This window comes from Variovorax sp. 38R (genome assembly GCF_014843395.1).
In the GTDB taxonomy this organism is placed as follows: Bacteria; Pseudomonadota; Gammaproteobacteria; order Burkholderiales; family Burkholderiaceae_C; genus Variovorax; species Variovorax paradoxus_H.
In genome coordinates, this window is sequence record NZ_CP062121.1 from 2,297,480 (window position 1) to 2,320,917 (window position 23,438).

25 protein-coding genes are annotated in these 23,438 nt (G+C 68.8%); 15 read left to right on the forward strand and 10 right to left on the reverse strand.

Features of this window, described 5'->3' with window-relative positions; all coding sequences use genetic code 11:
* The first annotated feature begins 9 nt into the window (after positions 1-9).
* A complete protein-coding gene (gene arfB / locus IG196_RS10345) occupies positions 10-417 on the forward strand; it encodes an alternative ribosome rescue aminoacyl-tRNA hydrolase ArfB (protein WP_095950761.1) in 408 nt (135 codons plus the stop codon).
* Here arfB and IG196_RS10350 read toward each other — a convergent pair.
* Positions 386-913 (reverse strand): hypothetical protein, encoded by a 528-nt coding sequence (locus IG196_RS10350; protein WP_192196062.1) that lies wholly within the window; start codon positions 911-913, stop codon positions 386-388. The two genes, arfB and IG196_RS10350, sit on opposite strands and share 32 nt — an antisense overlap.
* Before the next feature lie 135 nt (positions 914-1,048).
* Between IG196_RS10350 and IG196_RS10355 the strand changes: the two genes are divergently transcribed.
* Together IG196_RS10355 and IG196_RS10360 are read left to right on the forward strand one after the other, a co-directional pair.
* Complete coding sequence (locus tag IG196_RS10355) at positions 1,049-1,633, forward strand: DUF3299 domain-containing protein (protein WP_192196063.1); 585 nt, start codon at positions 1,049-1,051, stop codon at positions 1,631-1,633.
* Between the two features lie 157 nt (positions 1,634-1,790).
* Positions 1,791-2,204: a GFA family protein gene (locus IG196_RS10360; RefSeq protein ID WP_101492264.1), complete on the forward strand. Its 414-nt coding sequence runs from the start codon at positions 1,791-1,793 to the stop codon at positions 2,202-2,204.
* A gap of 2 nt (positions 2,205-2,206) precedes the next feature.
* On the opposite strand, the gene IG196_RS10365 is transcribed toward IG196_RS10360, so the two are convergent.
* The 7 genes from IG196_RS10365 to IG196_RS10395 form a co-directional block, all read right to left on the reverse strand.
* Positions 2,207-3,091: a LysR family transcriptional regulator gene (locus tag IG196_RS10365; protein ID WP_192196064.1), complete on the reverse strand. Its 885-nt coding sequence runs from the start codon at positions 3,089-3,091 to the stop codon at positions 2,207-2,209.
* A 31-nt stretch (positions 3,092-3,122) separates the two neighbouring features.
* Entirely contained in the window at positions 3,123-4,853 is a 1,731-nt protein-coding gene (locus tag IG196_RS10370) for a SulP family inorganic anion transporter (protein ID WP_192196065.1), read from the reverse strand.
* 61 nt (positions 4,854-4,914) lie between these two features.
* Entirely contained in the window at positions 4,915-5,376 is a 462-nt protein-coding gene (locus IG196_RS10375) for a DUF2501 domain-containing protein (protein WP_192196066.1), read from the reverse strand.
* 117 nt (positions 5,377-5,493) lie between these two features.
* On the reverse strand, positions 5,494-6,711 hold the full coding sequence (locus IG196_RS10380) for a beta-ketoacyl-[acyl-carrier-protein] synthase family protein (protein WP_192196067.1): 1,218 nt from the start codon (positions 6,709-6,711) through the stop codon (positions 5,494-5,496).
* Positions 6,708-6,950 (reverse strand): acyl carrier protein, encoded by a 243-nt coding sequence (locus IG196_RS10385; RefSeq protein ID WP_099796257.1) that lies wholly within the window; start codon positions 6,948-6,950, stop codon positions 6,708-6,710. The genes IG196_RS10380 and IG196_RS10385 overlap by 4 nt, the downstream gene beginning before the upstream one ends.
* A 154-nt stretch (positions 6,951-7,104) precedes the next feature.
* Positions 7,105-7,791, reverse strand: a complete 687-nt coding sequence (locus IG196_RS10390) for a phosphatase PAP2 family protein (RefSeq protein ID WP_192196068.1) — start codon at positions 7,789-7,791, stop codon at positions 7,105-7,107.
* Positions 7,792-7,856: 65 nt separating this feature from the next.
* Positions 7,857-8,750, reverse strand: a complete 894-nt coding sequence (locus IG196_RS10395; RefSeq protein WP_192196069.1) for an AraC family transcriptional regulator — start codon at positions 8,748-8,750, stop codon at positions 7,857-7,859.
* Positions 8,751-8,839: 89 nt separating this feature from the next.
* Between IG196_RS10395 and IG196_RS10400 the strand changes: the two genes are divergently transcribed.
* The 4 genes from IG196_RS10400 (at position 8,840) to IG196_RS10415 (ending at position 13,472) form a co-directional block, all read left to right on the forward strand.
* On the forward strand, positions 8,840-10,090 hold the full coding sequence (locus IG196_RS10400; RefSeq protein ID WP_192196070.1) for an MFS transporter: 1,251 nt from the start codon (positions 8,840-8,842) through the stop codon (positions 10,088-10,090).
* Positions 10,091-10,133: 43 nt separating this feature from the next.
* Positions 10,134-10,886 carry a sulfite exporter TauE/SafE family protein gene (locus IG196_RS10405; protein WP_192196071.1) on the forward strand — a complete coding sequence of 251 codons (753 nt, stop codon included), beginning with the start codon at positions 10,134-10,136 and terminating at the stop codon, positions 10,884-10,886.
* Between the two features lie 101 nt (positions 10,887-10,987).
* Positions 10,988-12,028, forward strand: coding sequence for a MerR family transcriptional regulator (locus tag IG196_RS10410; RefSeq protein ID WP_192196072.1), 1,041 nt, complete (start codon positions 10,988-10,990; stop codon positions 12,026-12,028).
* A 25-nt stretch (positions 12,029-12,053) separates the two neighbouring features.
* Positions 12,054-13,472 (forward strand): carotenoid oxygenase family protein, encoded by a 1,419-nt coding sequence (locus IG196_RS10415; protein ID WP_225617071.1) that lies wholly within the window; start codon positions 12,054-12,056, stop codon positions 13,470-13,472.
* A gap of 11 nt (positions 13,473-13,483) precedes the next feature.
* On the opposite strand, the gene IG196_RS10420 is transcribed toward IG196_RS10415, so the two are convergent.
* On the reverse strand, positions 13,484-14,401 hold the full coding sequence (locus IG196_RS10420; RefSeq protein WP_192196074.1) for an AEC family transporter: 918 nt from the start codon (positions 14,399-14,401) through the stop codon (positions 13,484-13,486).
* Between the two features lie 113 nt (positions 14,402-14,514).
* Between IG196_RS10420 and IG196_RS10425 the strand changes: the two genes are divergently transcribed.
* Both IG196_RS10425 and xerD read left to right on the forward strand, forming a co-directional pair.
* Entirely contained in the window at positions 14,515-15,489 is a 975-nt protein-coding gene (locus tag IG196_RS10425; RefSeq protein WP_192196075.1) for a tripartite tricarboxylate transporter substrate binding protein BugE, read from the forward strand.
* 67 nt (positions 15,490-15,556) lie between these two features.
* Positions 15,557-16,471 (forward strand): site-specific tyrosine recombinase XerD, encoded by a 915-nt coding sequence (gene xerD / locus IG196_RS10430; protein WP_192196076.1) that lies wholly within the window; start codon positions 15,557-15,559, stop codon positions 16,469-16,471.
* A gap of 16 nt (positions 16,472-16,487) precedes the next feature.
* Here xerD and IG196_RS10435 read toward each other — a convergent pair whose 3' ends face one another.
* Complete coding sequence (locus IG196_RS10435) at positions 16,488-17,372, reverse strand: LysR substrate-binding domain-containing protein (RefSeq protein WP_101492276.1); 885 nt, start codon at positions 17,370-17,372, stop codon at positions 16,488-16,490.
* A 250-nt stretch (positions 17,373-17,622) separates the two neighbouring features.
* Here IG196_RS10435 and phnD point away from each other — a divergent pair, with 250 nt between their 5' ends.
* The 6 genes from phnD to IG196_RS10465 all read left to right on the forward strand — a co-directional run bounded on the left by phnD (position 17,623) and on the right by IG196_RS10465 (position 23,395).
* On the forward strand, positions 17,623-18,486 hold the full coding sequence (phnD, locus tag IG196_RS10440) for a phosphonate ABC transporter substrate-binding protein (RefSeq protein ID WP_153286144.1): 864 nt from the start codon (positions 17,623-17,625) through the stop codon (positions 18,484-18,486).
* Positions 18,483-19,325 (forward strand): phosphonate ABC transporter ATP-binding protein, encoded by an 843-nt coding sequence (gene phnC / locus IG196_RS10445; RefSeq protein ID WP_192196077.1) that lies wholly within the window; start codon positions 18,483-18,485, stop codon positions 19,323-19,325. Before phnD ends, phnC begins: the two co-directional genes overlap by 4 nt.
* On the forward strand, positions 19,322-20,143 hold the full coding sequence (gene phnE / locus IG196_RS10450; RefSeq protein WP_101492278.1) for a phosphonate ABC transporter, permease protein PhnE: 822 nt from the start codon (positions 19,322-19,324) through the stop codon (positions 20,141-20,143). The genes phnC and phnE overlap by 4 nt, the downstream gene beginning before the upstream one ends.
* A gap of 71 nt (positions 20,144-20,214) precedes the next feature.
* Positions 20,215-21,318 carry an iron-containing alcohol dehydrogenase PsrA gene (psrA, locus tag IG196_RS10455; RefSeq protein ID WP_192196078.1) on the forward strand — a complete coding sequence of 368 codons (1,104 nt, stop codon included), beginning with the start codon at positions 20,215-20,217 and terminating at the stop codon, positions 21,316-21,318.
* Positions 21,319-21,390: 72 nt separating this feature from the next.
* Positions 21,391-22,359, forward strand: a complete 969-nt coding sequence (locus tag IG196_RS10460) for a Bug family tripartite tricarboxylate transporter substrate binding protein (RefSeq protein WP_192196079.1) — start codon at positions 21,391-21,393, stop codon at positions 22,357-22,359.
* 43 nt (positions 22,360-22,402) lie between these two features.
* Positions 22,403-23,395: a Bug family tripartite tricarboxylate transporter substrate binding protein gene (locus IG196_RS10465; protein WP_192196980.1), complete on the forward strand. Its 993-nt coding sequence runs from the start codon at positions 22,403-22,405 to the stop codon at positions 23,393-23,395.
* The last annotated feature ends 43 nt before the right edge of the window (positions 23,396-23,438 follow it).

The following is a 23,438-nucleotide window of genomic DNA, read 5'->3' on the forward strand; positions in this document are numbered from 1 at the left end:
CTCGCGGGCATGCTCCGCCCCCCACTCCTGATCGACCCCGACGAAGTCGAGATCAGCGCCATCCGTGCGCAGGGTGCGGGCGGGCAGAACGTCAACAAGGTGTCGAGCGCGGTGCACCTGCGCTACGACATCCATGCCTGCTCGCTGCCCGCCGATGTGAAGGAACGGCTGCTCGCCTTGCGCGACAGCCGCATCACGCAGGAAGGCGTGTTCGTGCTCAAGGCGCAGCAGCATCGCACGCAGGAGATGAACCGCGCCGACGCGCTCGCGCGGCTGCAGGCGGTGATCGACAGCGTGGCCACGCCGCCGCGCGTGCGGCGCGCCACCAAGCCCACCTACGGTTCGAAGCAGCGCCGGCTCGAAGGCAAGAGCCAGCGCTCGCAGATCAAGAACCTGCGCGGGCGGGTGCAGGACTGACCGGCTTGTCGCCGCGCAGCCGCTTGCTCTGCAGCGTCACGCCGACCACGTAGAGCGCGCCGAGCACCGCGGTGATGGCCTTCAGTTCGGGCGCCTCGGCGCTCGGCAGCAGCGGCGCGCTCTGCGGAAAGCGCGTCAACGTCTCGGTGAAGGCCGGAATCCAGTGGAAGAGAAAGCTCGCCGAATAGGCGACGGCCTCGATGTAGCGTGACTTGGCCCCGAGCCGCCCGTACCCCGCCAGCGCGCCGACGGCCAGCGCCACCAAAGTGATGATGCCCAGCGCATGCGGCTTGCCGAAGCCGCCGTGCTGGAAGATGCCGAAGCCCGTGAGGCAGGTCAGCACCGTGGTCCAGACGAAGACCTGGCCCAGGCCGGTGCGCAGGGTGATTTCCTTGTAGCGCAGCAGGGCCCAGAGGCCCGCGAACACGGCGATCAGGCTGATCGCGGTGTGAACCGTGCCGAGTGACGTCAATCCAAGCCATCCTGTGGGTGCCATGCGGATCTCCTCGTGGTCGTGGTGCGGCATTCTGGCGCGGTGCCCGCCTTTTTGCCATGTGTGCCATTTGTTTCAAGGCGGGTCTTCCGGCCCGCCCCGAGCGCCGTGTCGCCTTCGGCAAGCACAATCGGGGCCATGAGTGTTTTTGTTTGTCGCGTGGGCATGGTGCTGCTGATGGCGGTTGCGGGAAGCCTGCTGTCCGCCTGCAGCCCGGACGCCGCCGAGGGGCAGGGCACGACGGCCAGCGCGCCGGCCGCACAGGAGCTGGCCTGGGACACGCTGGTGCCCAAGGATTGGGACCCGACCCAGCGCTACCGCAACATCAGCCTCGAGGCGCTGCGCGACAACGACCCGCGCGCGATCCAGATGCTCGACGAGATGCGCGCCGTCTGGGACAACGCGCCGGTCAACGTCGCGCTCGACGGCAAGCCCGCCAAGCTCTCGGGCTTTGTCGTGCCGCTCGACGCCACGCCCGACGGCATCCGCGAGTTCCTGCTGGTGCCGTACTTCGGCGCCTGCATCCACACCCCGCCACCGCCCGCCAACCAGATCGTCCACGTGATCGCGCCAGCGCCCGTGAAGGGGCTGCACGCGATGGACACGGTGCGCGTCAGCGGCACGCTCAAGGCGGCGCGCTACGCGTCGGCGGACATGGGGGTGAGCGGCTACGAGATCGCGTCGGCGGCGGTCGAGCGGCTGGTGGTCACGCAGGGGCCGTGAGCGCCGCAAGCTCGCCCAGGGCCGGCTCCAGCAGCCGGTAGCTCAGCCGCTCGGCGACCCGGAACGCAGCGCCCGGGATTCACGACGATCTTGTTACTCCCCCACCCAGCCCTCGCTCGAATAGATTGCCCCTCATCACTTCGAAAGGGCAAGAACCATGAACCCGGCCTACACCGGCGGTTGCGCGTGCGGCGCCATTCGCTACGAGATTTCAGGGGAACCCGTGTTCCAGAACGACTGCCAGTGCCTGGACTGCCAGCGCAAGAGCGGCACGGGCCATGGCTCGTATCTCAGCTTCGCGGGCGCCGAGGTGAAGCAGACCGGCGCGGCCACGCTGTGGAGCCTCAAGGGCGACAGCGGCAACGTCAAGACGCGCGCCTTCTGCCCGACCTGCGGCTCGCCCGTGTACATGACCTTCGCGGCGATGCCCGGCGTCTTCACCGTGCATGCCGCGAGCCTGGACGACCCGGGGCGCTACCGGCCGCAGGCGGTCACGTATGCGGTGCGCGGGCACGCCTGGGACTTTCTCGACCCGGCGCTGCCGAAGTTCGAGCGGATGCCGCCGGGCTGAATTCAGCCCATGCGCTGCGAGAGGAAATCGAGGAATGAGGTGATCCGTGCCGACAGCTGCGTGTTGCGGTAGTACACGGCGTTGACGGGCTGGCGCACGTCGACCGTGTCCTTCGGCAGCACCTGCACCAGCGCGCCGCTGGCGCGGTCGGTGGCGGTCATGAAGTCCGACAGGCAGACGATGCCCACGCCGGCCAGCGCGAGCTGGCGCAGCGTCTCGCCGCTCGACGCGACGACGGTGGGCGCGATGGTCCATTCGTCGCCGTGCACGCCGCGCAGCGGCCAGCGGTTGAGCGACTCGGGCTGGGTGAAGCCCAGCAACGCATGGCCGGCCAGCTCGTCCACCTTGCGCGGCTTGCCGTGGGCCTCCAGGTAGGCGGGGCTTGCGAGCACGCGCAGCCGGTGCGTGCCGAGCGGGCGCGCATGCAGCGTGGAATCGCGCAGCGGGCCGATGCGGATCGCCACGTCGGTGCGCCGCTCCAGCAGGTCGATGGGCAGGTCGTCGGTGTCGAGCTCCAGGCTGATCTGCGGATAGAGCCGGCGGAACTCCGGCACCAGCGGCACGATGGCGTGCAGCATGAAGGGCGAAGCCGCGTTCACGCGCAGGCGGCCGGCCGGCTGCTGGCGGCGCGCGGCCATGTGCTCTTCGGCGTCGTCGATCGCGTCGAGGATGGCGCGCGTGCGCTGCAAAAACGCGGCGCCTTCTTCGGTGAGTTCGAGCCGCCGCGTGGTGCGGCGCATCAGCGTGGTGCCGAGCTTCTGCTCGAGCCGGCTCAGCGCGCGGCTGATGCCCGACACGGTCTGGCCCAGCTGCTCGGCCGCGGCGGTGATCGAGCCGGTGTCCACCACGGCGCGGAAGGCGACCAGTTCTTCGATGGTGGTTTTCATGGCGCCCGCGTCTGCGAAGAGAGGGGCGTGGTCAGGCCGCGGCTTCGGCGGCTTCGATCACGTCGATGCGCGGCATCAGCGCGGCCAGCGCCTCGGCGTCGGTGCGGTAGCTGAAGAGCATCGGCCCCGGCGCCAGCAGGCCGGCGCGTTCCAGCACCTGCATGGCCGGCAGCTTCATGCCGCTCAGGTGCAGGCGCACGCCCTTGGATTCCATCATCCGGCGGATCGAGCCGAACACTTCGGCGCCTGTGATGTCGATGCGGTTGATGGGCTGTGCGAAGAGGCACACGTCGGTCAGGTCGGGGCGCTCGGCCAGCGCGACCGTGAGCGCGCGTTCCAGCGTGGAGGCGGAGGCGAAGTCGAGTTCGGCGTCCATGCGCACCGCGTAGAGCTGCGGCGCAAGCGGCGGCAGCTTCCAGAGGTGGCGGTCGCGCAGGCTGCCGTCGGGGTGCAGGCCCACTTCGATGATGCGCGGGTGCAGGTGGCGGTACATGTAGTGCGCCAGGCTGGCGAGCAGGCCGCCCAGCACGCCCCAGTAGATGCTCGGCGCGGTGGCGATGGTGAGCACGAAGGTGCCGAAGGCGATGCCGGCCTCCAGCTTCGAGATGCGCCACAGCGCGGTGAAGCTCGACGGCTTCACCAGTCCGAGGATGGCCGTGACCACCACCGCCGCCAGCACCGCCTGCGGCACGTGGTACAGCAGCGGCATGAGCCACAGCAGCGCACCGGCCACCACGGCCACGCTGAACAGCGTCGCCCAGCCGGTCTGCGCGCCTGCGTAGAGCGTGATGGCCGAGCGCGAGAACGACGAGCTGGTGGGGAACGCGCCCGAGAAGCCCGAGGCCAGCTTGGCCAGGCCCTGGCCGATCAGGTCCTGGTTTTCGTTCCACAGGGTGCCGGCGCGGCCGTTGTCGACCTTGGCGCTCGACGCGGTTTCAAGAAAACTCACCAGCGTGATCATCAGCGCGGGCAGCACCAGCGCGCTGAAGGTGTGCGCCGGCAGCAGGCCGGGCCAGTAGAACGAGGGCAGGCCCGAGGGCAGGGCGCCCACCACGGCGCCGCCGCGCAGCGCGTAGTTGATGCTCCAGCTGATGGCGGCGGCGCCGGCCACCAGCGCCATCGTGGTCGGGAAGCGCGGCACCCAGCGCTTGCCGAGCCACAGCACGGCGATGCTGCCCAGGCCGAAGGCGATGGCCGTGAGGTCGGGCAGCGGCCCGCCTTGCAGCACCTGCGGAATGGTGCGGCCCGTGAAGCCGAGCAGTGCGGGCAGCTGCGAGATGGCGATCAGCACCGCCGCGCCCTGTGTGAAGCCGATCAGCACCGGCGAATTGACCAGCCGCAGCAGCCAGCCGAAGCGCCCCGCGCCGAGCACGATCTGGATCGCGCCCGACATCAGCGTGAGCCACACCGCCATCGCCACCCATTCGTCGCTGCCCGCCACCGCCAGCGGCGCGAGCGAGGCGCCGACCAACAGGCTGGTGAGCGCGGTCGGCCCGACCGACAGCCGCTGCGACGAGCTGAACATCACGGCGATGAGCGCCGGGAACAGCGCCGCATACACGCCCGTGACCAGCGGCATGCCGGCCAGCGCCGCGTAAGCCACGCCCTGCGGCAGCACCATCAGCGCGACAGTGATGCCGGCCATGGCCTCGTTGCGCAACAGCGCGGCGGACGGTCGGGGCCAGGCGAGACAGGGAACCCAGCGCGCGAGGCGCTGGCGAAGAGAGGGCGTGGGGGAGGAGGAAGGGGAAGCCGGATTCATGAAGCGGGGCGCGCGCACGGCGGGCATGCCGCGCGCGGAGAGCGGGAGAGAGAGAAAGAGCCTAGATCAGGGAGGTCGCGTTTTTCAGGACGTAGTCGCAGGCCTTTTCCTTGACCTTCGACGACAGCCCCTTGAGGTTGAGCGACTTGCCGTCGCCGCCCTTGAGCAGCCCCTTGGCGCCGCTCGCGAAGTCGTTTTCCTGTTTCTTCTGGCCGGTGATCTTGGCCAGCAGCTTGTCCTTGACGGACGCTGCATCGCCGCCGAGGTAGTTGTTCTTGACGCAGTACTCGAGCACGCCGGCCGCGCTGCCGATGGTGCTGGAGCCGACGGCGGGCATCTTGAAGCCGCCGAGGCTGAGGTTGCTGAGCGCCGAACCGCCGCCGCTGCTGCTACTGCTACTGCTGCCTTGCGAGTTGACTGCCGCGCCGGCCTGTTCTTTCAGCTGGTCGAGCAGGTTGTTGGCCTGCGCCGAGGCGCCTGCGGCGAGCAGGGCGAGGGCAACGAATGTGGAGCGAACGTGCATGGTGGCCTCCTGGGACGGACATGGGGGGAGAAGCGCCCACCAGCATACCGGAGCGCCCGGAATGTCTCTATCGCGCGGGGCACAGCGGCACGGGGTGCGCAGGGCCCGAAAAAACACTCAGCCCTTGCGGAACAGCAGCACCGAGTTCGTGCCGCCGAAGGCGAAGGAGTTGCTGATGGCGGCGTCGAGCGCGGGTGCGGCGCTGTCGCCGAGGGCGACGAGGTTCATCTGGCAGTCGGGGTCGACCTCGCGGCAGTTCGCGTTGGGCGGCAGCTCGCGCCGGTGCAACGCCAGCACGGTGATGAGCGCCTCGATGGCCCCGGCCGCGCCCAGCATGTGGCCGTGCAGCGCCTTGGTCGAACTGACCCGCAGGGCATCGAAGTCGCTGCCCCAGACCTCGGCCAACGCGTTGCGCTCGACCACGTCGCCGATGCGCGTGGCCGTGCCGTGCGCGTTGCAGTAGCCCACGTCGCGCGGCTGAAGTCCTGCCTGGCGCAGCGCGGTGCGCAGGGCGCGGGCCTGGCCGGGCGCGTCGGGTTTGGTGAGGTGGGTGGCGTCGCTGCTCAGGCCCCAGCCGGCCAGCGTGGCGTAGCGGCGGGCGCCGCGCGCACGGGCGCGCTCGGCCGATTCAAGAATGAGGAAGGCCGAGCCTTCGCCCAGTGCAAAGCCGCTGCGGTCGGTGGCAAAGGGGCGCACCGCGCCGGCCGCTTCGCCGGGCTGGAAACCGGCCAGCGTCTGCATGGCCTGCCAGGCCAGCACCACACCCGGGACGATCAGCGCTTCGCTGCCGCCCGCGATGGCGATGTCGACCTCGCCGCGCTGCACCGCCTTGGCGGCCTCGGCGATGGCCACCGACGACGAGGCGCAGGCGACCGAATAGGTGAGCACCGGGCCCAGCACGCCGTTGCGCATCGCCACGTGGGCAGCAGGCGCGTTGGGCATGAAGGCGGGAATGGTGAGCGGCGAGACGCGCCCGTTGCCGCGGTAGGCGGCTTCGAGCGCGGCGGCGCCGCCCATGCCGCAACCGGCGTAGACGCCCACGCGTTCGGCATCGACGCCGTCATCGCTCATCGCCAGGCCGGCGTCGCGCAAGGCGAGGTCGGCGGCGGCCACGGCGAGCTGGCTCACGCGGTCGACGCCCGCGAGCTGCAGCTTGGTGAGCCAGCGCGTCTCGTCGAAGGCGACCGTGGCGGCGGCGGCGGGTTTGGGGAGTTCGGGGAAAACCGGCGCGAGGGCCGAGCGGCCCTGCAGCAGCGCATTGAACAGCGCGTCGGGCGCGTCGCCGTGGGGCGCCATGACGCCCAGTCCGGTGACGGCGACTTCGTGCGTGCTCACGCGGGCTTGGCGGCGCGGACCTTGTCGACCAGCTGCGCGAGCTCGGCCAGGGTGTCGATGGTCGCGTCTTCGTCGGGCATGGTGATGCCGAAATGGTCTTCGATGGCGAACAGGAATTCGGCCAGTGCCAGCGAATCGAGTCCGCCGGTTTCACGCATCGAGGCGTGGGGGTCGAGCTTGGACGGTTCGATGCCGTACTTCTCGTGGATCAGGTCCTGCAATTCCTTCAGCGAACTCATCTGCGATGCCTGTCGTCTTGTGCCGCCGTTGATCGATGGGCTGCCGGGTCCTTGCGGATGGCGGGCCACGGGTCGATCCCTTCCTCGTTCGGCCTGTGTTGAATGATCAATGGTGATTGATGATATCCGCTTCGACCTTAGGGAAATCCTCTGGTCAATGTTTGCCGGGACGCCAGCGCAGCGAGGGCAGCGCGAAGGCCAGCCCGAGCAGCGCGCCGGCCACCGCGTCGAGCACCACGTGCTGCTTGACCGCCAGCGTGGAGTAGGCAATGGCGGCAAACCAGGCCCAGTTGATCGCATGCAACAGCCACGGCGTGCGCGCCGCGCGCAGCACGTCGGCCATTCGCACGGCGGTGAAGATGGCGACCGCCACGTGCATCGACGGGCAGGCGTTGCCCGCCGCGTCCACGCCCTGCAGCATCGCGAAGCCGGGATAGCCCGAGACGTCGATGCTCAGCGGCGGGATCTGCGTCGGCCAGACATAGAAGATGCCCAGGCCGCTCAGGCACAGCGCGACGATCCACAGCCCATAGACCACCAGCTCGCGGAACGTGAGCTGCAGCCCCGGCGCGATGCCCACGTACACCCACAGCGACAGGTAGGCGCCGAGCGTGTAGGGCTGGAACGGAATCAGGTGGTCCAGCGCCGTCAGCGGCATCACCGTGACCGGGAAGGCCGGGTTGCGCAGCAGGTGGAAGTAGCCGATGAAGAACAGCCAGGTGAAGGCCGTGGTGCCGACCGCCTTCAGCAGGAAATGGCGGCGGATGCGCAGCCAGATGTCGGCGGTCCACGTTGCAGGCCTGGCCTCGGCCGCGATGTGCAGGGGGATCGGTGAGTGCATGGTGTCGGTGTCGGTCGCCGATCTTGCCAGAGCACCATGGCGTGCCCGCTCCATGCCCTGCGGCATCAAAGGGTGGCCGGCCGCTTGCGGTGCTGGAACGATGTGGGCGAGCGCCCGGTGGCCGCCTTGAACATGGCGCAGAAGGCGCTGTCGGTGGCGTAGCCGCTGGCCGACGCCACCTGGCTCACGGCCATGCCGCGTGCCAGCAGCGGCAGCGCGTGCGCCATCACGGCCTGCTGGCGCCATTGCTGCCAGCTCATGCCGAGCTGGTCGCGAAACAGCCGCGCCACCGTGCGCTCGCTGGCGCCGATGGCGGCGGCGCGCTCGGCCAGCGTGGCGCGGTCGGCCGGGTTGCGCAGCAGCGTCTCGCACAGCTGGCGCAGGCGCTTGTCGGAAGGCAGCGGCACGTCGATGCGGATCTGCGTGGCGCGCTCGACCTCGTCGACCAAGAGCGGCGCGATCATGCGTTCGCGCTGCGGCGCATGCGGGTCGGCCGGCGGCAGGCCGTCGGGCGTGGTGTCGAGCGCGAGCATCAACGCGCGCAGCAGCGGGCTGATCTCGAGCACCTCGCACTTCTCCCAGGTGGGCGCGATCCAGGCGTGCAGGTAGACGGTGCGCAGCTCGGCGTCTTCGATGAGCGTGATGCTGTGCTGCATGTTCGCCGGCACCCAGAGCGCGCGCGACGGCGGCACGATGTAGCTGCCGTCTTGCGTGCTCAGGCGGATCACGCCGCGCGTCGAGAAGGTGAGCTGCGGCCACGGGTGCTCGTGCAGTTCGACCAGCGTGTCGGCGCTTAGAAAGTGTTCCTTGGCGCGCAGCGGGCGCACCGCGTCGGGGGCGTACAGGTGCGGCGTGAGCGGGCCCACGCTGGTGGTCGGCGCGGTGGGCGTTCCGCGCGGCTTGGCGGGGTGGGCTGGCTCGGGAGCCGTCGGAGCGGTGGGGGGAGCGGCGCTTGGCATGGTTTCGACAAATGTTGTCGCTGTATCGCCATTCTGCCGCGTCGCCGCCGCATAGCATCGGTGCCCGCACCGGTTTTTTGTAGCAATCCATGTCTTCCACTTCCTCGACAGCCGTTCCCGCCACCACTTTGCGCACCGACGCCCAACTGATCGGGCTGGTCGGCCTGGCGCACGCGGTGAGCCATTTCAGCCAGCTGATCCTGGCGCCGCTGTTCCCGTGGCTGAAGGACGCGTTCAACGTGAGCTACACCGAGCTGGGCGCGGTGCTGACCGTGTTCTTCGTGGTCTCGTGCATCGTGCAGGCGGCTTCGGGCTTCATCGTCGACAAGCTGGGCCCGCGCCCGGTGCTGTTCGTCGGGCTGGGCGCGCTGGGGCTCGCGGCCTTCGGCTATGCCATAGCGCAGAGCTACTGGATGCTGCTGGCGTGCGCCGTGGTCGGCGGCATCGGCAACGGCGTGTTCCACCCGGTCGACTACACGCTGTTCAACCGCAAGGTCGCGCCCACGCGCCTGGGCCATGCCTACAGCGTGCACGGCATCACCGGCAGCCTGGGCTGGGCGCTGGCGCCGGCCTTCGTGGTGCCGATCGCCATTGCCTTCTCGTGGCGCGTGGCGCTGGCCTCGGCCGGCGTGGTGGCGATCGTGGTGCTCCTGATCCTGTGGATCTATCGCAGCGTGCTGGCGCTCGATGCGGCGGCCGTGCACAAGGCCACGGGGCACGGCGAGCCCACGCCGGTCGGCGGTGAGTTCGACTTTTTGCGCATTCCGGCCGTGTGGATGTGCTTCGGCTTCTTCTTTTTCTACGCCGCCGTGATCAGCGTGGTGCAGACCTTCGCACCCGTGGCTGCGGGCCATCTGCACGCGGTGCCCGTGGCGCTGGTGGCGGTGTGCCTCACGGTCTACATGGTGGCGAGCGCGGCCGGCATGGTGCTGGGCGGCTTCCTCGCCTCCGACCCCTCGCGCTGCGAGCGCATCGTGGGCGCGGGCTTTGGCGTGGCGGCGGCGCTGGCGCTGGTGCTGGCCTTTGCGCAGTTCCCGCCCGTGATGGTGCCGGTGCTGTTCGGCGCGATGGGTTTCGTCTCGGGCATCGCCGGGCCGTCGCGCGACCTGCTGGTCAAGAAGTCGACGCCGCCCAATGCGACCGGGCGCGTCTACGGCGTGGTGTACGCGGGCCTGGACATCGGTCAGGCCGTGGCGCCGCTGGTGTTCGGCCGCCTGATGGACGCCGGCCAGTACACGAGCGTGATCGTCGGGCTGGCGCTGGTGCAGGGCGTGCTGATCGCCAGCGCCTTCAATGTGCGGCGCGTGCGTCGCACGGCGCTGGTGCCTGCGTCGGCATAGACCTCCGTCAGAGGGCGAAGCGGCGGCCCCTATCATCGGCCGCATGCAAGCCTTGTATGTCTATGTGATCGTCGGCGCTGTGCTGGCGGGGTTCGTGCAGGGCTTGTCGGGCTTTGCTTTTGGCATGGTCGCGATGTCCGTGTGGGCCTGGACGCTGGAGCCGCAACTGGCCGCCGTGCTCGCGCTGTTCGGGGCGCTCACAGGGCAGGTGATTGCGGCGCTCACGGTGCGGCGGACTTTCGACAAGCGCATCCTTTTGCCCTTCGTGCTCGGCGGGCTGGTCGGCGTGCCCTTCGGTGTGTGGCTGCTGCCGCACCTGGACATCGTGCTGTTCAAGGTATGTCTGGGCACGCTGCTGGTGCTGTGGTGCCCGGCCATGCTGATGTCGCAGCACCTGCCGAAGATCACTTTTGGCGGTCGCGCGGCGGACGGCATTGCGGGTGCCATCGGCGGCGTGATGGCGGGCATCGGCGGCTTCTCGGGCGTCGTGCCCACGTTGTGGTGCACGCTGCGCGGTTTCCAGCGCGACACACAGCGCGCTGTGATCCAGAACTTCAACCTCTCGATGTTGGCTGTGGCCTTCGCGGTGCATGTGGCGAGCGGGAGCATCGGACGTTCGGTGGTGCCTCTTCTGGCATTGGTCGCGGCGGCTGTCGCGGTGCCGGTGTTGTTGGGGGCTCGGCTGTATATCGGGATCAGTGAAGCGGCGTTTCGCAAGATCGTGCTGAGCCTCCTGACCTTGTCGGGTGTCGCGATGCTGGCGTCGGCGGTGCCCGCGTTGCTGCAGCGCAGTTGACCCCGGCGCCTGCGGAAAACGGCGCACCTCTTTTTCACGAAACTACCTTGACCCTCTCGTAACGGCACGCCCTACGATGCCTTCAACTTGAGAGGGAAGGCATGTACCTGAGGATTGGCGAACTGGCCCGGCGCACCGGGCTCACCGTGCGCGCGCTGCGGCATTACGACGACATCGGCCTGCTGGTGCCGTCGCAGCGTTCGGACGGCGGCTACCGTCTCTACGACCGCAACGACGTCGCGCGGCTGTACCGCATCCAGGCGCTGCGCCGGCTCGACCTGTCGCTGGCCGAGATCCAGGGCCTGCTCGACCGCGCGGCCGACGGGCTGTCGGAGGTCGTGGCGCAGCAGCTGTCGCAGCTCGAACGCGAGATCGCGCAGGCCACGGCATTGCGCACGCACCTGCTGACGCTGCAGGCCCAGCTGCAGGCCCGCACCGAACCCGCCATCGACGACTGGCTCGTGGCGCTCGAGCGCACGGTCGCAGGCGCGAAGTATTTCAGCGACGACGAACTCGGCCGGCTCCAGGCGGGCCGCGACGGTTTCGCCGATGCGGTGGCACCCGAGCGCGCCGAGCTGACCGTTCTGCTCCGCGCGCTGGTCGCTGAAGGCGCCTCGCCGGAAAGCGCGCAGGCGCAGGCTCTCGCGCAGCGCTGGATCGCGCTGCTGCTCGAAGAGGCCGGCGGCGACGAAGCCCTGCTCATGCAGCTCTACGCCATGCACTGGAACGAGCCCGCGCTGCACTCGCTGACCGGTGTCGACCGCGCCGGCATGCAGTTCATCTCGCATGCGATGGCCTACGCGCGGCTGCAGCGGTACGGCGCGCATTGCGACGCCGCCGAGATGGCTCTGCTCGCGCAGCACTACGTTGCGCAGACCGACGCCTGGCCCCCGCTGATCGCCGATGTGCGACAGCAGATGCGGCAGGGCGCGGCGCCCGACAGCGCGCCGGTGCGCGTGCTGGCTGCCCGCTGGCAGGCGCTGTCCCTGGCCAAGGCCGGGGGCGATGCGGCACTGAACGCGAAGCTGCAAGAGGCCTTCCGCAACGATCCTACGCTGCGCGCCGGCTCGGGCATCGACGCGCCGCTGGCGGCCTACATCGGGCGCGCCATCGCGCAGCTCGCCGAACCCCATTCCCTTTGAACGACCAGGAACCTCAGTGACCGCCATGCCCCGGGCCAACGCCCATTTCTTCACCGGCAACTACGCCCCGCTCACCGAGGAGCACGACATCGCAGCTCTCGCCATCGACGGTGCGATGCCGCCGGAACTCTCGGGCACGCTCTACCGCGTGGGGCCGAGCCCGCAGCATGCGCCGCGCGACGACAACTACCACTGGTTTTCCGGCGACGGCATGGTGCATGCGTTCCACATCGACGGCGGGCAGGTGTCGTACCGCAACCGCTGGGCGCGCACGCCCAAGTGGCAGCTGGAGCACGAGGCCGGGCACGCGCTGTTCGGCTCCTTCGGCAATCCCGCGACCAGCGACCCGGCGGTGATCGGGCGCAACAGCGGCACGGCCAACACCAGCATGCTCTGGCACGGCGGCCGGTTGTTCGCGCTCGAGGAATCGCACCAGCCCTTCGAGCTCGACGCCTTCACGCTGGCGTCGAGAGGGCACCAGAGCTTCGGCGACCGCCTGACCACGCGCTGCACCGCGCATCCGAAGCGCGACCCGCACAGCGGCGAGCTGCATTTCTTCGCCTACTCACCCGACGGCCCCGGCACGCCCGGCATGCTCTACGGCGTGATGGACAGCCAGTGCGAAGTGACCGCGCTGCAGACCTTCGACGCACCGTACGCCAGCATGGCGCACGACTTCATGCTGACGCGCGGGCACGTGCTCTTTCCGGTCACGCCCTTGACCACCAGCGTGGAGCGCGCGATGCGCGGCCTGCCATTGCTGGCCTGGGATGCCGACAAACGCACCCACGTCGGCGTGATGCGGCGCGGTGCCGCGGTCGACACGTTGCGCTGGTTCGAGACCGAGGCCTGCCACATGTTCCACGTCATGAATGCGTGGGACGAGGGCGACACCGTCGTCGCGTTGGTGATGCAGTCGGACACCGCGCCCGGTCTGCCCGATGCGCAGGGCAGCCCCGGCGACCCGCACGCGATGGCCGCGCGCCTGTGCCGATGGACCTTCGACCTGGCCGGCACCGGCAACGGTTTCCGGCGCGAGTACCTCGATGATCTGGTGGGGGAGTTCCCGCGCATCGACGAGCGCTTCGCGGGGAGCCGCACCCGGTACGGCTTCTATGCCTGCCATGCGACCGCCCGCGCGCGGGGTGATGCCGAGAGCGTGCTTTTCGACAGCCTTGCGCGCATCGACCTGGAGACGGGCGAGCGCCAGCTCCACACGCTGCCGCCGGGCGATGTCGTGTCGGAGCCGGTGTTCGTGCCGCGCGCGACGCACGCCGACGAAGGCGACGGCTGGCTCCTGGCCGTGGTCTGGCGCGCGCAGACCCGGCGCAGCGACCTGATCGTGTTCGACGCCCGCGACCTGCGCGCCGCGCCGGTCGCGACAGCCCGGCTGCCGCACCGCGTGCCGTTCGGCTTCCACGGCAACTGGCGGCCGAACGCGTAGCCGCCGGTGGGTCAGCGTGGCAGCGCCAGCGCGAACGGCAGGCTTGCCACGCCCAGGATGGTCGACAGCGTGACCAATCCCGCCACATACGGTCCGTTGTAGCCCATCCGCGCCGCCAGCACATAGGCACTCGACGCGGTCGGCACGGCCGAGAAGGCCATCAGCACCGAAGCCTGCGTGGCGTCCAGCTTCAACGCCAGCGACAGCCCCCAGGCAACGAGCGGCAGAAAGAAATGCCGTATCGCCAGCACCGAAACCGCCAGCGCCTTCCCCCGCCCCAGCGTCGCGAACTGCATGCCGGCCCCCGCCGCAAGCAGTCCCAACGCCAGCGAAGCCGCACCGATCCGCGTGAGCGTCGGCGTCAACCAGGTCGGCACCGTGAGGCCCAGCACATTGGCGATCAGCCCCGCCAGCGTCGCCACGATCAGCGGGTTGCGCACGAGCTGCCGCACGAAGCCGGTCTGCGCATGTCGCGTCATCGGCCACACCGCGGCGATGTTGAACATCGGCACGCACACGCCGATCAGCACGGCGATGAGCAGCAGGCCCTCGGGCCCGGCCAGCCGTTCGGCCAGCGCCAGGCAGATGAAGGAGTTGAAGCGGAACGCGATCTGCGCGCTGGCGGCGTGGTCGTGGCGGTCGATGTGCGAGCGCAGGCCCGGCACGAAGGGCAGGGCGTAGGCCATCGCGATGCCGGCCAGCCCGACACCCACGCCCGCGGTCAGCAGGCTCGAGGTGGCACCAAAGTCGAGCGGGCTGCGCACGATCGAATGGAACAGCAGGACGGGAAATAGAAAGTAATACACCAGGCTCTCGACCTGGTCCCACACGCGGCGGTCGAGCGCGGTGTAGCGGCACAGGAGCCAGCCGATGGCGATGAGGGAGAAGTCGGGGAAGAGCAGCTGCGCGTAGTTCACCGCTTCGAGCATAAACCGCCACAACTGTGGGTATTCCACAGCATGAAGGAAAGCCCCGACCCGCTAGCATCCGGGCTTCGCTTTTTTCCGGCCCCGGCCGGTCCCGTCTAGTCAAGGAGTTATCGATGCAACGTCGTCAATGGAGCGCGCTTGCGGGCGCCGCCGCGCTGGTCGCAGTGGCAGGTCAGAGTTTCGCGCAGGGCTATCCCACCAAGCCGGTCGAACTGAGCGTGCCGTTCGCACCCGGCGGCACGACGGACATCGTGGCGCGCGTGATCGCCGACCCGCTGGGCAAGGTGCTGGGCCAGCCCGTGGTGGTGATCAACCGCGCCGGTGGCGGCGGCATCGTGGGCGCGGCCGAAACCGCGCGCGCGCCGGCCGACGGCTACAAGCTGGGCGTGGCCACGGTGTCGAGCACGGCGGCCAACCCGGCCATCAACCCGAAGACGCCGTACGACCCGATCACCGACTTCACGCCGATCATCAACATCGCGGCCACGCCGAACGTGATCGCCGTGAACCCGAGCTTCCCCGCCAAGAACTACGCCGAGTTCGTGGCCGAGCTGAAGAAGAACCCGGGCAAGTATTCGTACGCCTCGTCGGGCACGGGCGGCATCGGCCACCTGCTGATGGAGCTGTACAAGAGCCTGACCACGACCTTCGTCACGCACATCCCGTACCGCGGCGCGGGCCCGGCGCTGAACGATGTGGTGGCCGGCCAGGTGCCGATCATCTTTGACAACCTGCCTTCGGCGATGCCCTTCATCCAGAGCGGCCGCCTGGTGCCGATCGTGGTGTCGGCGCCGGCGCGCGTGGCCGGCCTGCCGAACGTGCCGACCTTCAAGGAAGTCGGCCTGGAGCCGGTCAACCGCATGGCTTACTACGGCATCCTCGGCCCCAAGGGCCTGCCGAAGGAAGTGGTCGACAAGATCAACGCGGGCGTGAAGAAGGCGGTGGAAGATCCGGCCGTGAAGAAGCGCATCGAAGACACCGGCTCGCTGATCGTGGCCAACTCGCCCGACCAGTTCGCCGCGCAGATCAAGGCCGAGTTCGACGTGTACAAGCAGGTCGTGAAGAAGCAGAACCTCAAGCTCGACTGATCGGCTTCGCTTCCCCTGAAAGCCGCCCGCGTTCCGGGCGGCTTTTTCTTTTGTTATCTTGCACCGCATGACCGAGGCCGCCGCCGCTCCCCCCACCGCCGACATCGACACCTTCATCGACGCCCTCTGGCTCGAGGACGGGCTGTCGAAGAACACGCTGGCCGCCTACCGCCGCGACCTCGCGCTGTTCGCGCAGTGGCTGCGCGAACAGCGGGGCGGCATGGAACTCGATGCCGCGCGCGAGACCGACCTGCAGGCCTACATGGGCGTGCGTCTGTCCACCAAGGGCAAGGCGACGTCGGCGAACCGCCGGCTCACGGTGTTCAAGCGCTACTACCGCTGGGCGCTGCGCGAGCGCCGCATCACGGCCGACCCGAGCATCCGCCTCATGCCCGCGCGCCAGATGCCGCGCGCCATCAAGACCTTGTCCGAAAAGCAGGTCGACGACCTGCTGGCCGCGCCCGATGTCGAGAGCCCGCTCGGCCTGCGCGACCGCGCCATGCTGGAGCTGATGTACGCGAGCGGCCTGCGCGTGAGCGAGCTGGTGGCGCTGAAGGCGATCGACATGAGCCTCAACGACGGCGTGCTGCGCGTGCTCGGCAAGGGCAACAAGGAACGCCTCGTGCCCTTCGGCGGCGAGGCCCGGCGCTGGATCGAGCGCTACCTCGACGAATCGCGTCCCGTGATCCTCGACGGCCAGCAGACGCCCGACCTGTTCGTGACCGCGCGCGGCGCCGGCATGACGCGCGTGATGTTCTGGGTCATCGTGAAGAAGCAGGCGGCTGCGGCGGGCATCCATGTGCCGCTGTCGCCGCACACGCTGCGCCATGCGTTTGCGACGCACCTGCTGAACCATGGCGTCGACCTGCGCGCGGTGCAGCTGCTGCTGGGCCACGCCGACATCTCGACCACCACCATCTACACGCACGTGGCGCGCGAGCGCCTGAAGCAGCTGCACGCGCAGCACCATCCGCGCGGCTGACGCAGCGGTCCTTCGATCAGCTCTTGCGCTTGCGCGCTTCGATCGCAGGCACCAGCGTGTCGTAGAACGCGCTGACCATGCGCATCTCGCGCCGCTCGGCCAGGCACAGCACGTGGGCGTAGGTGAAGATTTCCGTGTCGCTGAAGCCGACCATGTGCAGGTTGGGCCCCGGCACAAACTCCACGCCCGACACGGCCGCGATGCCCAGGCCTTGCGCCACGGCTTCGCGGATCACTTCGCGGCTGCTGATCTCCATCACCACGTCGACCTCGACCTTGGCTTTCGTGAGCGCGAGTTCGAGCGCCTTGCGCGTGGTCGATCCTTGCTCGCGCAGGATGAGCCGCTCGCCCTGAAGCTCCGCGAGCCGGATGTTGCGCCGCTTCGCGAAGCGGTGCGTGGAGGGCACGAACATCACGACCGGGTGCTGGCTGAAGGGCACCGACAGAAAGCGGTCGTCGCGCACCAGCTGCGCAAGCACGCCGACGTCGGCGCTGTAGTCGAGCAGGCGGTCGAGCACGTCCTGTGAATTGCCGGTGCTCACCGTGACCTTCACGTCGGGGTAGCGCAGGCTGAAGTCGACCAGCATCTTGGTCACGTGGTACGGGCCCACGGCTGCCACGCGCAGGTGGCCGGTGCGCAGCGTGCCGGCGTCGCCGAGCAGCGCCACCGCATCGCCTTCGAGGCTGAAGATCTGCTGCGCCAGCTGCATGAGCTGTTCGCCGATTTCGGTGAGCTGCACGCGCCGGCCGCGCCGATGGAAGAGCTCGACCTGGTAGGCCTCTTCGAGAAAGCGCACCTGCGTGGTGATGGTGGGCTGGCTCACGTGCAGGTGTTCGGCAGCCCGCGTGAAGCTGCCTTCGCGGGCCACGGCATAGAAGGAACGCAGCTGGGTGAGGCGCATCGCGGGAGCCTTTCTGATCTATAGGTTCAGTATATAGATCATCGAAAAAATTTGAATTTGATCGATATGAGTACCAGTGATGTACTCGCGCTCAAGACGGACCAGGCCTCGACAGAAACACGCCAGACGTCCCGAATCCTCACGCTGTCATGACCATGACACGCACGACTGGAAGACTCGAGACGGGTACTTTTGCCCTTCGAAACGACCTGAGGATTCCATGCAACGCAGACCACTGGAGACAACCATGATGAAGCGTAGAAAGTTGCTGCTCGGCACTGCCGCCGTGACAGCGTCCGCCTTCGTGCCGATGGCACGGGCACAGCAGGTTCTCACTGTCGGGCTGATTCCTTCCGAGGACTCGCGCGCCATGATTGCCAACAGCCAGGCCATGATGGACATGCTGTCCAAGGCCCTCGGCTTCGCGGTCAAGCCCTTCGTGGCGGCCGACTACAACGGGGTGATCGAGGCGCTGCGTTCCAAGCGGCTCGACGTGGCCTACCTCGGCCCGTTCTCTTATGTGCTGGGCACCACGGTGGCCGACATCGAGGCCTTTGCGGTGGCCGAGACCAAGAAGGCCGGGCGCTCCTACTATCACAGCCAGATCGTGACCCACAAGGACACCGGCATCAAGACGGTGGCCGACCTCAAGGGCAAGACCTTCGCCTTCGTCGACCCCAGCTCCACCTCGGGCCATCTGTTCCCGAAGGCCGGCCTGATCAAGGTGGGTTTCAACCCCGACAAGGATTTCGGCCGCGTGATTTTTTCGGGCTCGCACGACTCGAGCGCGATCGCGGTGCAGAACAAGAAGGTGGACGCCGCAGCCATCGCCGACCGCATCCTCGACGCTGCCGTGTCCAAGGGCCTGGTCAAGCGCGAAGACCTGGTCGAGGTCTGGAAGTCGGAGCCGATTCCCGAGTCGCCCACCGTGTGGCGCAAGGACCTGCCCGCCGACCTGAAGGCGCGCGTGCAGGCCGCCTTCCTGCAGGTCAAAGACATCCCCTGGTCCGACCAGGGCCTGCTCAACGGTTTCCACCCGACCAACGACGCGGCCTACAACATCATCCGCGACACGGCCAAGGTGCTGAACCTCGACCTGAGGAAGATGAAATGATCGAAATCCGCGGGCTGTGCAAGCGCTACGGCGACTTCACTGCGCTTCACCGTGTCGACCTCACGGTCGCCAAGGGTGAGTTCGTCGTCATCCTCGGCGCGTCGGGTGCGGGCAAGTCGACCTTGCTGCGTTGCATCAACCACCTGGCCGAGCCGAGCGAAGGCGAGATCCACGTGGACGGCGAGCGTTCGCGCGGCGACCGCGCCGGGCTGCGCAAGGTCCGCCGCGACGTGGCGATGATCTTCCAGCACTACAACGTGGTGCCGCGCCTGTCGGTGCTCAAGAACGTGCTGACAGGGCGGCTGGGCTCGATGCCCGCGCTGCTGTCGTGGTTCCAGGTGTTCCCCGCGAAGGACATCGCCATCGCCCGCGAATGCCTGCGCCGCGTCGAGCTCGACCACAAGGCCGACCTGCGCACCGACACGCTCTCGGGCGGACAGAAGCAGCGCGTGGGCATTGCCCGCGCACTGGCGCAAAAGCCCAAGGTGATCCTGGCCGACGAGCCCGTGGCCAGCCTCGACCCGAAGACCTCGCGCAAGGTGCTCAACTACCTGAAGCAGGCCAGCCGGCAGGACGGCATCACGGTGATCTGCAACCTGCACCAGGTCGACTACGCGCGCGAGTTCGCGCAGCGCGTGATCGGCGTGGCAGCCGGGCGCATCGTGTTCGAAGGCCGGCCCGACGAGCTGACCGACGAGGTGCTGCACCTCATCTATCCGGGTGGCGTGGACGAGGGCGCTGAAGTCGCCCCTGCAGGCGCAGAGCCCGCCGTGCCCGCCGCGGCCGTTCATGCGGTGCCGGCGCGCACCGCCCCGCAACTCGCCATGGAGCAATCATGATCGCCATCGGACGCTTCAACGTGCTGATCGCCAAGAGCGGCGGCAACCCCGGCTGGTGGAAATACGCCGTGGCCGTGCTCGCCGGCATCGGCGTGCTCTGGTGGGCGGCCATCGGCAGCCAGGTGAGCTTCGGCGAACTGGCCAAGGGCATGCCGTGGATCGCCGACTTCCTCGGGCGCATGCTGCCGCCCAACTGGGAGTTCATGCAGAAGCTCGTGGGCCCCGCCATCGAGACGGTGCAGATCGCGCTGTGGGGCACGCTGCTGGCGGTGATTCTTGCGGTGCCGCTGTGCTTCTTTGCGGCGCGCAACATCTCGCCGAACGTCGCCGTGTTTCATGCGATGCGGCAGGTGCTCAACATCACGCGCGGCATCAACGAGATCATCCTGGCGCTGATCTTCGTGGCGGCCGTCGGCCTCGGTCCGTTCCCCGGCGTGCTGGCGCTGGCGCTGCACGGCGCGGGCATGCTCGGCAAGTTCTTCGCCGAGTCGATCGAGGAGATCGACCAGGGTCCGCTCGAAGCGCTGCGCGCCACCGGCGCCGGGCCGATCCAGACCATCATCTTCGGCGTCATTCCGCAGGTGATCACCGCATGGATTGGTGTGATCGTCTACCGCTTCGAGACCAACCTGCGCCAGGCCACCGTGCTGGGCATGGTCGGCGCGGGCGGCATCGGCTTCGAGCTCGTGGGCAGCATGAAGCTGTTCCAGTACCAGGACACGGCCACCTGCATCCTGGTGATCGTCGTGATGGTCATGACCGCCGACTACCTCTCGACCCGGCTGCGCGGCTGGATCCAGCAGGGCGCGCACCGATGAGTCGCTCTTTCTCAGCCTCGTTCCAAGCGCCTGTCCCCGCGGCTTTGGCCGCCTCCTGAAGAAACCTCTCCATGAGCGCCAACTACCACAACCCCGTGCACAGCGTGTACGGGGCAGGGGCCCTGCTGTCCCTGCCAAAGCTGCTCGAAGGCCGGCGCGCCGCGCTGGTGACCTTTCCTGAGGCGCGCGCGCTGGGCCTGCTGGACCGGCTGGAGGCGGTGCTCGGCGATGCGCTGGCCTGCACGCTCGATCAGACGCGGCCCAACCCCGACGTGGCGGAACTGGCCGAGACCTACGAATGGTTCTGGCGCACGCATGCCGACGTCGAGGTGATCGTCGCGGTCGGCGGCGGCAGCGCCATCGACACGGCGAAGGCGCTGATGGTGGCCGACGACCACGGGCGCTTTGCCGATCTGGTGGCGGGGCTCGCGGGCGAGCAGCCCTTCGTGGCCACGCGCCACAAGACGCTCATCGCCGTGCCCACCACGGCCGGCACCGGCAGCGAGGTCACGCCCTGGGCCACGATCTGGGACCGCGAGCGCCAGAAGAAATACTCGCTGCACCTGCCGCAGACCTGGCCGAGCCATGCCATCGTCGATCCCGAATTGATGCTGTCGTTGCCTGCGGCGGTCACGCTGCAGAGTGGGCTCGATGCGCTGTCGCACGCGCTCGAAGCGATCTGGAACGTCAACGCCAATCCGATGTCCGACACCTTCGCCGTGGCGGCCGTGCAGGACACGTTGGAGGTGCTGCCGCAGCTCATGGCCCGGCTCGACGACGTCGAACTGCGTGGGCGCATGGCGCTGGCGGCATTGAAGGCCGGCATGGCTTTCTCCAACACCAAGACCGCGCTCGCGCATTCCATTTCGTACGAGATGACGCTGCGCTACGGCCTGCCGCACGGCATCGCCTGTTCGTTCCCGCTGCCGATGGTGCTGGCGCGGGCCATCGGCCGTCGGCCCGACCGCGACGCGGTGCTGGCGCAGGCGCTGCGCATGCCGCTGGCCGAGGCGCCGGCGCTGCTCGCGGCCTTCATCGAATCGCTGGGCGTGAAGACGCGTTTCGCCGACTACGGCGTGGGCGAGGACGAAGCGCGCGAGATGCTGCGCCATGCGCAGGGCGGGGCGCGCGGGCGCAACTTCATCGGCAACGATGCGGAGGCGCAGGAAGCCTGAGAAGGTGCGTGCCGGAGGTCCGGCGATGTTTCAAAATGGATGCTCTTATTCAAGAGACATCGAGAGACATCCATGAACCTTCGCAGACTCTGCACCGGCCTCGCACTGGCCACGACCGCCGGCCTGGCCATGGCCCAGGGCTTTCCCACCGCCAAGCCCATCCGCCTGATCGTCGGCTACCCGCCCGGCGGCGGCATCGACTTCGCGGCGCGCACGGTGCAGGTGCCGCTGCAAGAGGCGCTCAAGCAGCAGCTGGTGGTCGACTACAAGCCGGGCGCCAGTGGCATGATCGCGGCGACCGAGCTCACGCGCCAGCCGGCCGACGGCTACACGCTGCTGCTGGCCAACACCGGCCCCTTCGCCATCGCGCCGTACCTGCAGAGCAAGCCGCCGTACGACCCCATCAAGCAGTTCACCTACATCGGCCAGATCAGCCAGGGCAGCTACATCGCGGTGACGCGGCCCGACCATCCGGCGAAGAACCTCAAGGAGTTCGTGGCGTGGGCCAAGGGCCAGCCCGGCAAGGTCAATTTCGCCTCCGGCGGCAACGGCACCTCGACGCACCTGAACGGCGAGCTCATGAACCAGGTGACGGGCCTGGACATGACGCACGTGCCGTACAAGGGCAGCGCGCCCGCGGTGCAAGACCTGCTTGGCGGGCAGACGCAGATCCTCATCGACGCGGGCAGCGTGCTGCTGCCCCAGGTGAAGGGCGGCAAGCTCAAGGCGCTGGCCGTGACCGGCCCGGTGCGCGACCCGCAACTGCCCGACGTGCCGACGGTGAAGGAACTGGGCCTCGCGGGCATGGAGGCGGTCGGCTTCCAGGGGCTGGTCGGCCCCGCCAACATGCCCAAGGACGTGGTCGATCGCCTGTCGGGTGAACTTGCCAAAGCCCTGGCGACGCCCGAGATCAAGGCCAAGTTCGCGACGGCCGGTGCCGAGGTGCATCCGCTCGGCCCGGCGGCGTTCGCGGCGTTCGTCAAGGCGGACAATGAGAAATGGTCCAAGCTGATCCGCGAGCGCAAGCTGCAGCTGGACTGACCGACTTTCTTCTTCTTTTCGACGCATGCTTATCACCGACACCATGAACTTCCTCGCCGCCTCCAAGCCCTCGCGCCGCACCACGACCCGGCTGCTCGCCGCCGCGGCGCTGTGCGCGGCCAGCGGCGCGCATGCGCAGGCCGTGCCGCGCACCGTGCGGCTCATCGTGGCGTACCCGGCGGGCGGCGTGAGCGACGTGGTCGCCCGCGCGCTCGGCGACCGGCTCGCCACGCAACTGGGCACCACGGTGATCGTCGACAACCGCGCGGGCGCGAGCGGCGCCATCGGCATGGACGCCGTGGCCAAGGCCGCGCCCGACGGCGCGACGCTGGGCTTCTCGGCCATCAGCCCGCTGGTGCTGAGCCCGCACCTGGGCAAGCTGCCGTTCGACCCGCTGAAGGAGATCGTGCCGGTGGCCAGCGTGATGTATTCGCCCGTGCTGCTGGTGGCCACGCCCGCCAGCAAGGCGAAGGACTTCCGCGCGCTGATAGCCGAAGCCAAGGCGCAACCTGGCGCGGTGCGCTGGGCCACGTCGGGGCCGGCCTCGCTCGGGCACATCGTGCTCGAACAGGTGCGCGCGACGGCCGGCGTGGACGTCACGCACGTGCCGTACAAGGGCGGCGGCCAGCAGCTCAACGATGCGCTGAGCGGGCAGTTCGAAATTTTGTCGACCAACGCCAGCCCGACGCTGTCGGCGCACATCCAGTCGGGCAAGCTGCGCCCGCTGGCGGCCGGCGCGCCCGCAAGGCTCGAGAGCCTGCCGCAGGTGCCCACGCTGGCCGAGCTGGGCTACAGCGCGGCCAACATCCATTCGCTGTTCGGTGTGTTCGCGCCCGCGGGCACGCCGGCGGCGCTGGTCGCGAAGTACAACGCCGAGATCAACAAGGCGCTCGCCAGCCCCGAGCTGCGCGCCAAGCTCACGGCCACCGACAACGTGCCCACCACCGGCACGCCGGCCGCCTTCGCTAAGGAAATCGCCAGCGAGTTCGAGAGCAACGGCCGCATCGTGAAGGCCGCGGGCATCAAGGCCGATTGACCCCGGCGCTTGCAGGGGCGAGATTCCCTACCTTATAGTAGGT

Bases quoted from the DNA above. Each gene is read 5' to 3' on its own strand.
- arfB (WP_095950761.1), top strand. From the start codon at position 10: ATGCTCCGCCCCCCACTCCTGATCGACCCCGACGAAGTCGAGATCAGC.
- IG196_RS10350 (WP_192196062.1), bottom strand. From the start codon at position 913: ATGGCACCCACAGGATGGCTTGGATTGACGTCACTCGGCACGGTTCAC.
- IG196_RS10355 (WP_192196063.1), top strand. From the start codon at position 1,049: ATGAGTGTTTTTGTTTGTCGCGTGGGCATGGTGCTGCTGATGGCGGTT.
- IG196_RS10360 (WP_101492264.1), top strand. From the start codon at position 1,791: ATGAACCCGGCCTACACCGGCGGTTGCGCGTGCGGCGCCATTCGCTAC.
- IG196_RS10365 (WP_192196064.1), bottom strand. From the start codon at position 3,091: ATGAAAACCACCATCGAAGAACTGGTCGCCTTCCGCGCCGTGGTGGAC.
- IG196_RS10370 (WP_192196065.1), bottom strand. From the start codon at position 4,853: ATGAATCCGGCTTCCCCTTCCTCCTCCCCCACGCCCTCTCTTCGCCAG.
- IG196_RS10375 (WP_192196066.1), bottom strand. From the start codon at position 5,376: ATGCACGTTCGCTCCACATTCGTTGCCCTCGCCCTGCTCGCCGCAGGC.
- IG196_RS10385 (WP_099796257.1), bottom strand. From the start codon at position 6,950: ATGAGTTCGCTGAAGGAATTGCAGGACCTGATCCACGAGAAGTACGGC.
- IG196_RS10390 (WP_192196068.1), bottom strand. From the start codon at position 7,791: ATGCACTCACCGATCCCCCTGCACATCGCGGCCGAGGCCAGGCCTGCA.
- IG196_RS10395 (WP_192196069.1), bottom strand. From the start codon at position 8,750: ATGCCAAGCGCCGCTCCCCCCACCGCTCCGACGGCTCCCGAGCCAGCC.
- IG196_RS10400 (WP_192196070.1), top strand. From the start codon at position 8,840: ATGTCTTCCACTTCCTCGACAGCCGTTCCCGCCACCACTTTGCGCACC.
- IG196_RS10405 (WP_192196071.1), top strand. From the start codon at position 10,134: ATGCAAGCCTTGTATGTCTATGTGATCGTCGGCGCTGTGCTGGCGGGG.
- IG196_RS10410 (WP_192196072.1), top strand. From the start codon at position 10,988: ATGTACCTGAGGATTGGCGAACTGGCCCGGCGCACCGGGCTCACCGTG.
- IG196_RS10415 (WP_225617071.1), top strand. From the start codon at position 12,054: ATGCCCCGGGCCAACGCCCATTTCTTCACCGGCAACTACGCCCCGCTC.
- IG196_RS10420 (WP_192196074.1), bottom strand. From the start codon at position 14,401: ATGCTCGAAGCGGTGAACTACGCGCAGCTGCTCTTCCCCGACTTCTCC.
- IG196_RS10425 (WP_192196075.1), top strand. From the start codon at position 14,515: ATGCAACGTCGTCAATGGAGCGCGCTTGCGGGCGCCGCCGCGCTGGTC.
- xerD (WP_192196076.1), top strand. From the start codon at position 15,557: ATGACCGAGGCCGCCGCCGCTCCCCCCACCGCCGACATCGACACCTTC.
- IG196_RS10435 (WP_101492276.1), bottom strand. From the start codon at position 17,372: ATGCGCCTCACCCAGCTGCGTTCCTTCTATGCCGTGGCCCGCGAAGGC.
- phnD (WP_153286144.1), top strand. From the start codon at position 17,623: ATGAAGCGTAGAAAGTTGCTGCTCGGCACTGCCGCCGTGACAGCGTCC.
- phnC (WP_192196077.1), top strand. From the start codon at position 18,483: ATGATCGAAATCCGCGGGCTGTGCAAGCGCTACGGCGACTTCACTGCG.
- phnE (WP_101492278.1), top strand. From the start codon at position 19,322: ATGATCGCCATCGGACGCTTCAACGTGCTGATCGCCAAGAGCGGCGGC.
- psrA (WP_192196078.1), top strand. From the start codon at position 20,215: ATGAGCGCCAACTACCACAACCCCGTGCACAGCGTGTACGGGGCAGGG.
- IG196_RS10460 (WP_192196079.1), top strand. From the start codon at position 21,391: ATGAACCTTCGCAGACTCTGCACCGGCCTCGCACTGGCCACGACCGCC.
- IG196_RS10465 (WP_192196980.1), top strand. From the start codon at position 22,403: ATGAACTTCCTCGCCGCCTCCAAGCCCTCGCGCCGCACCACGACCCGG.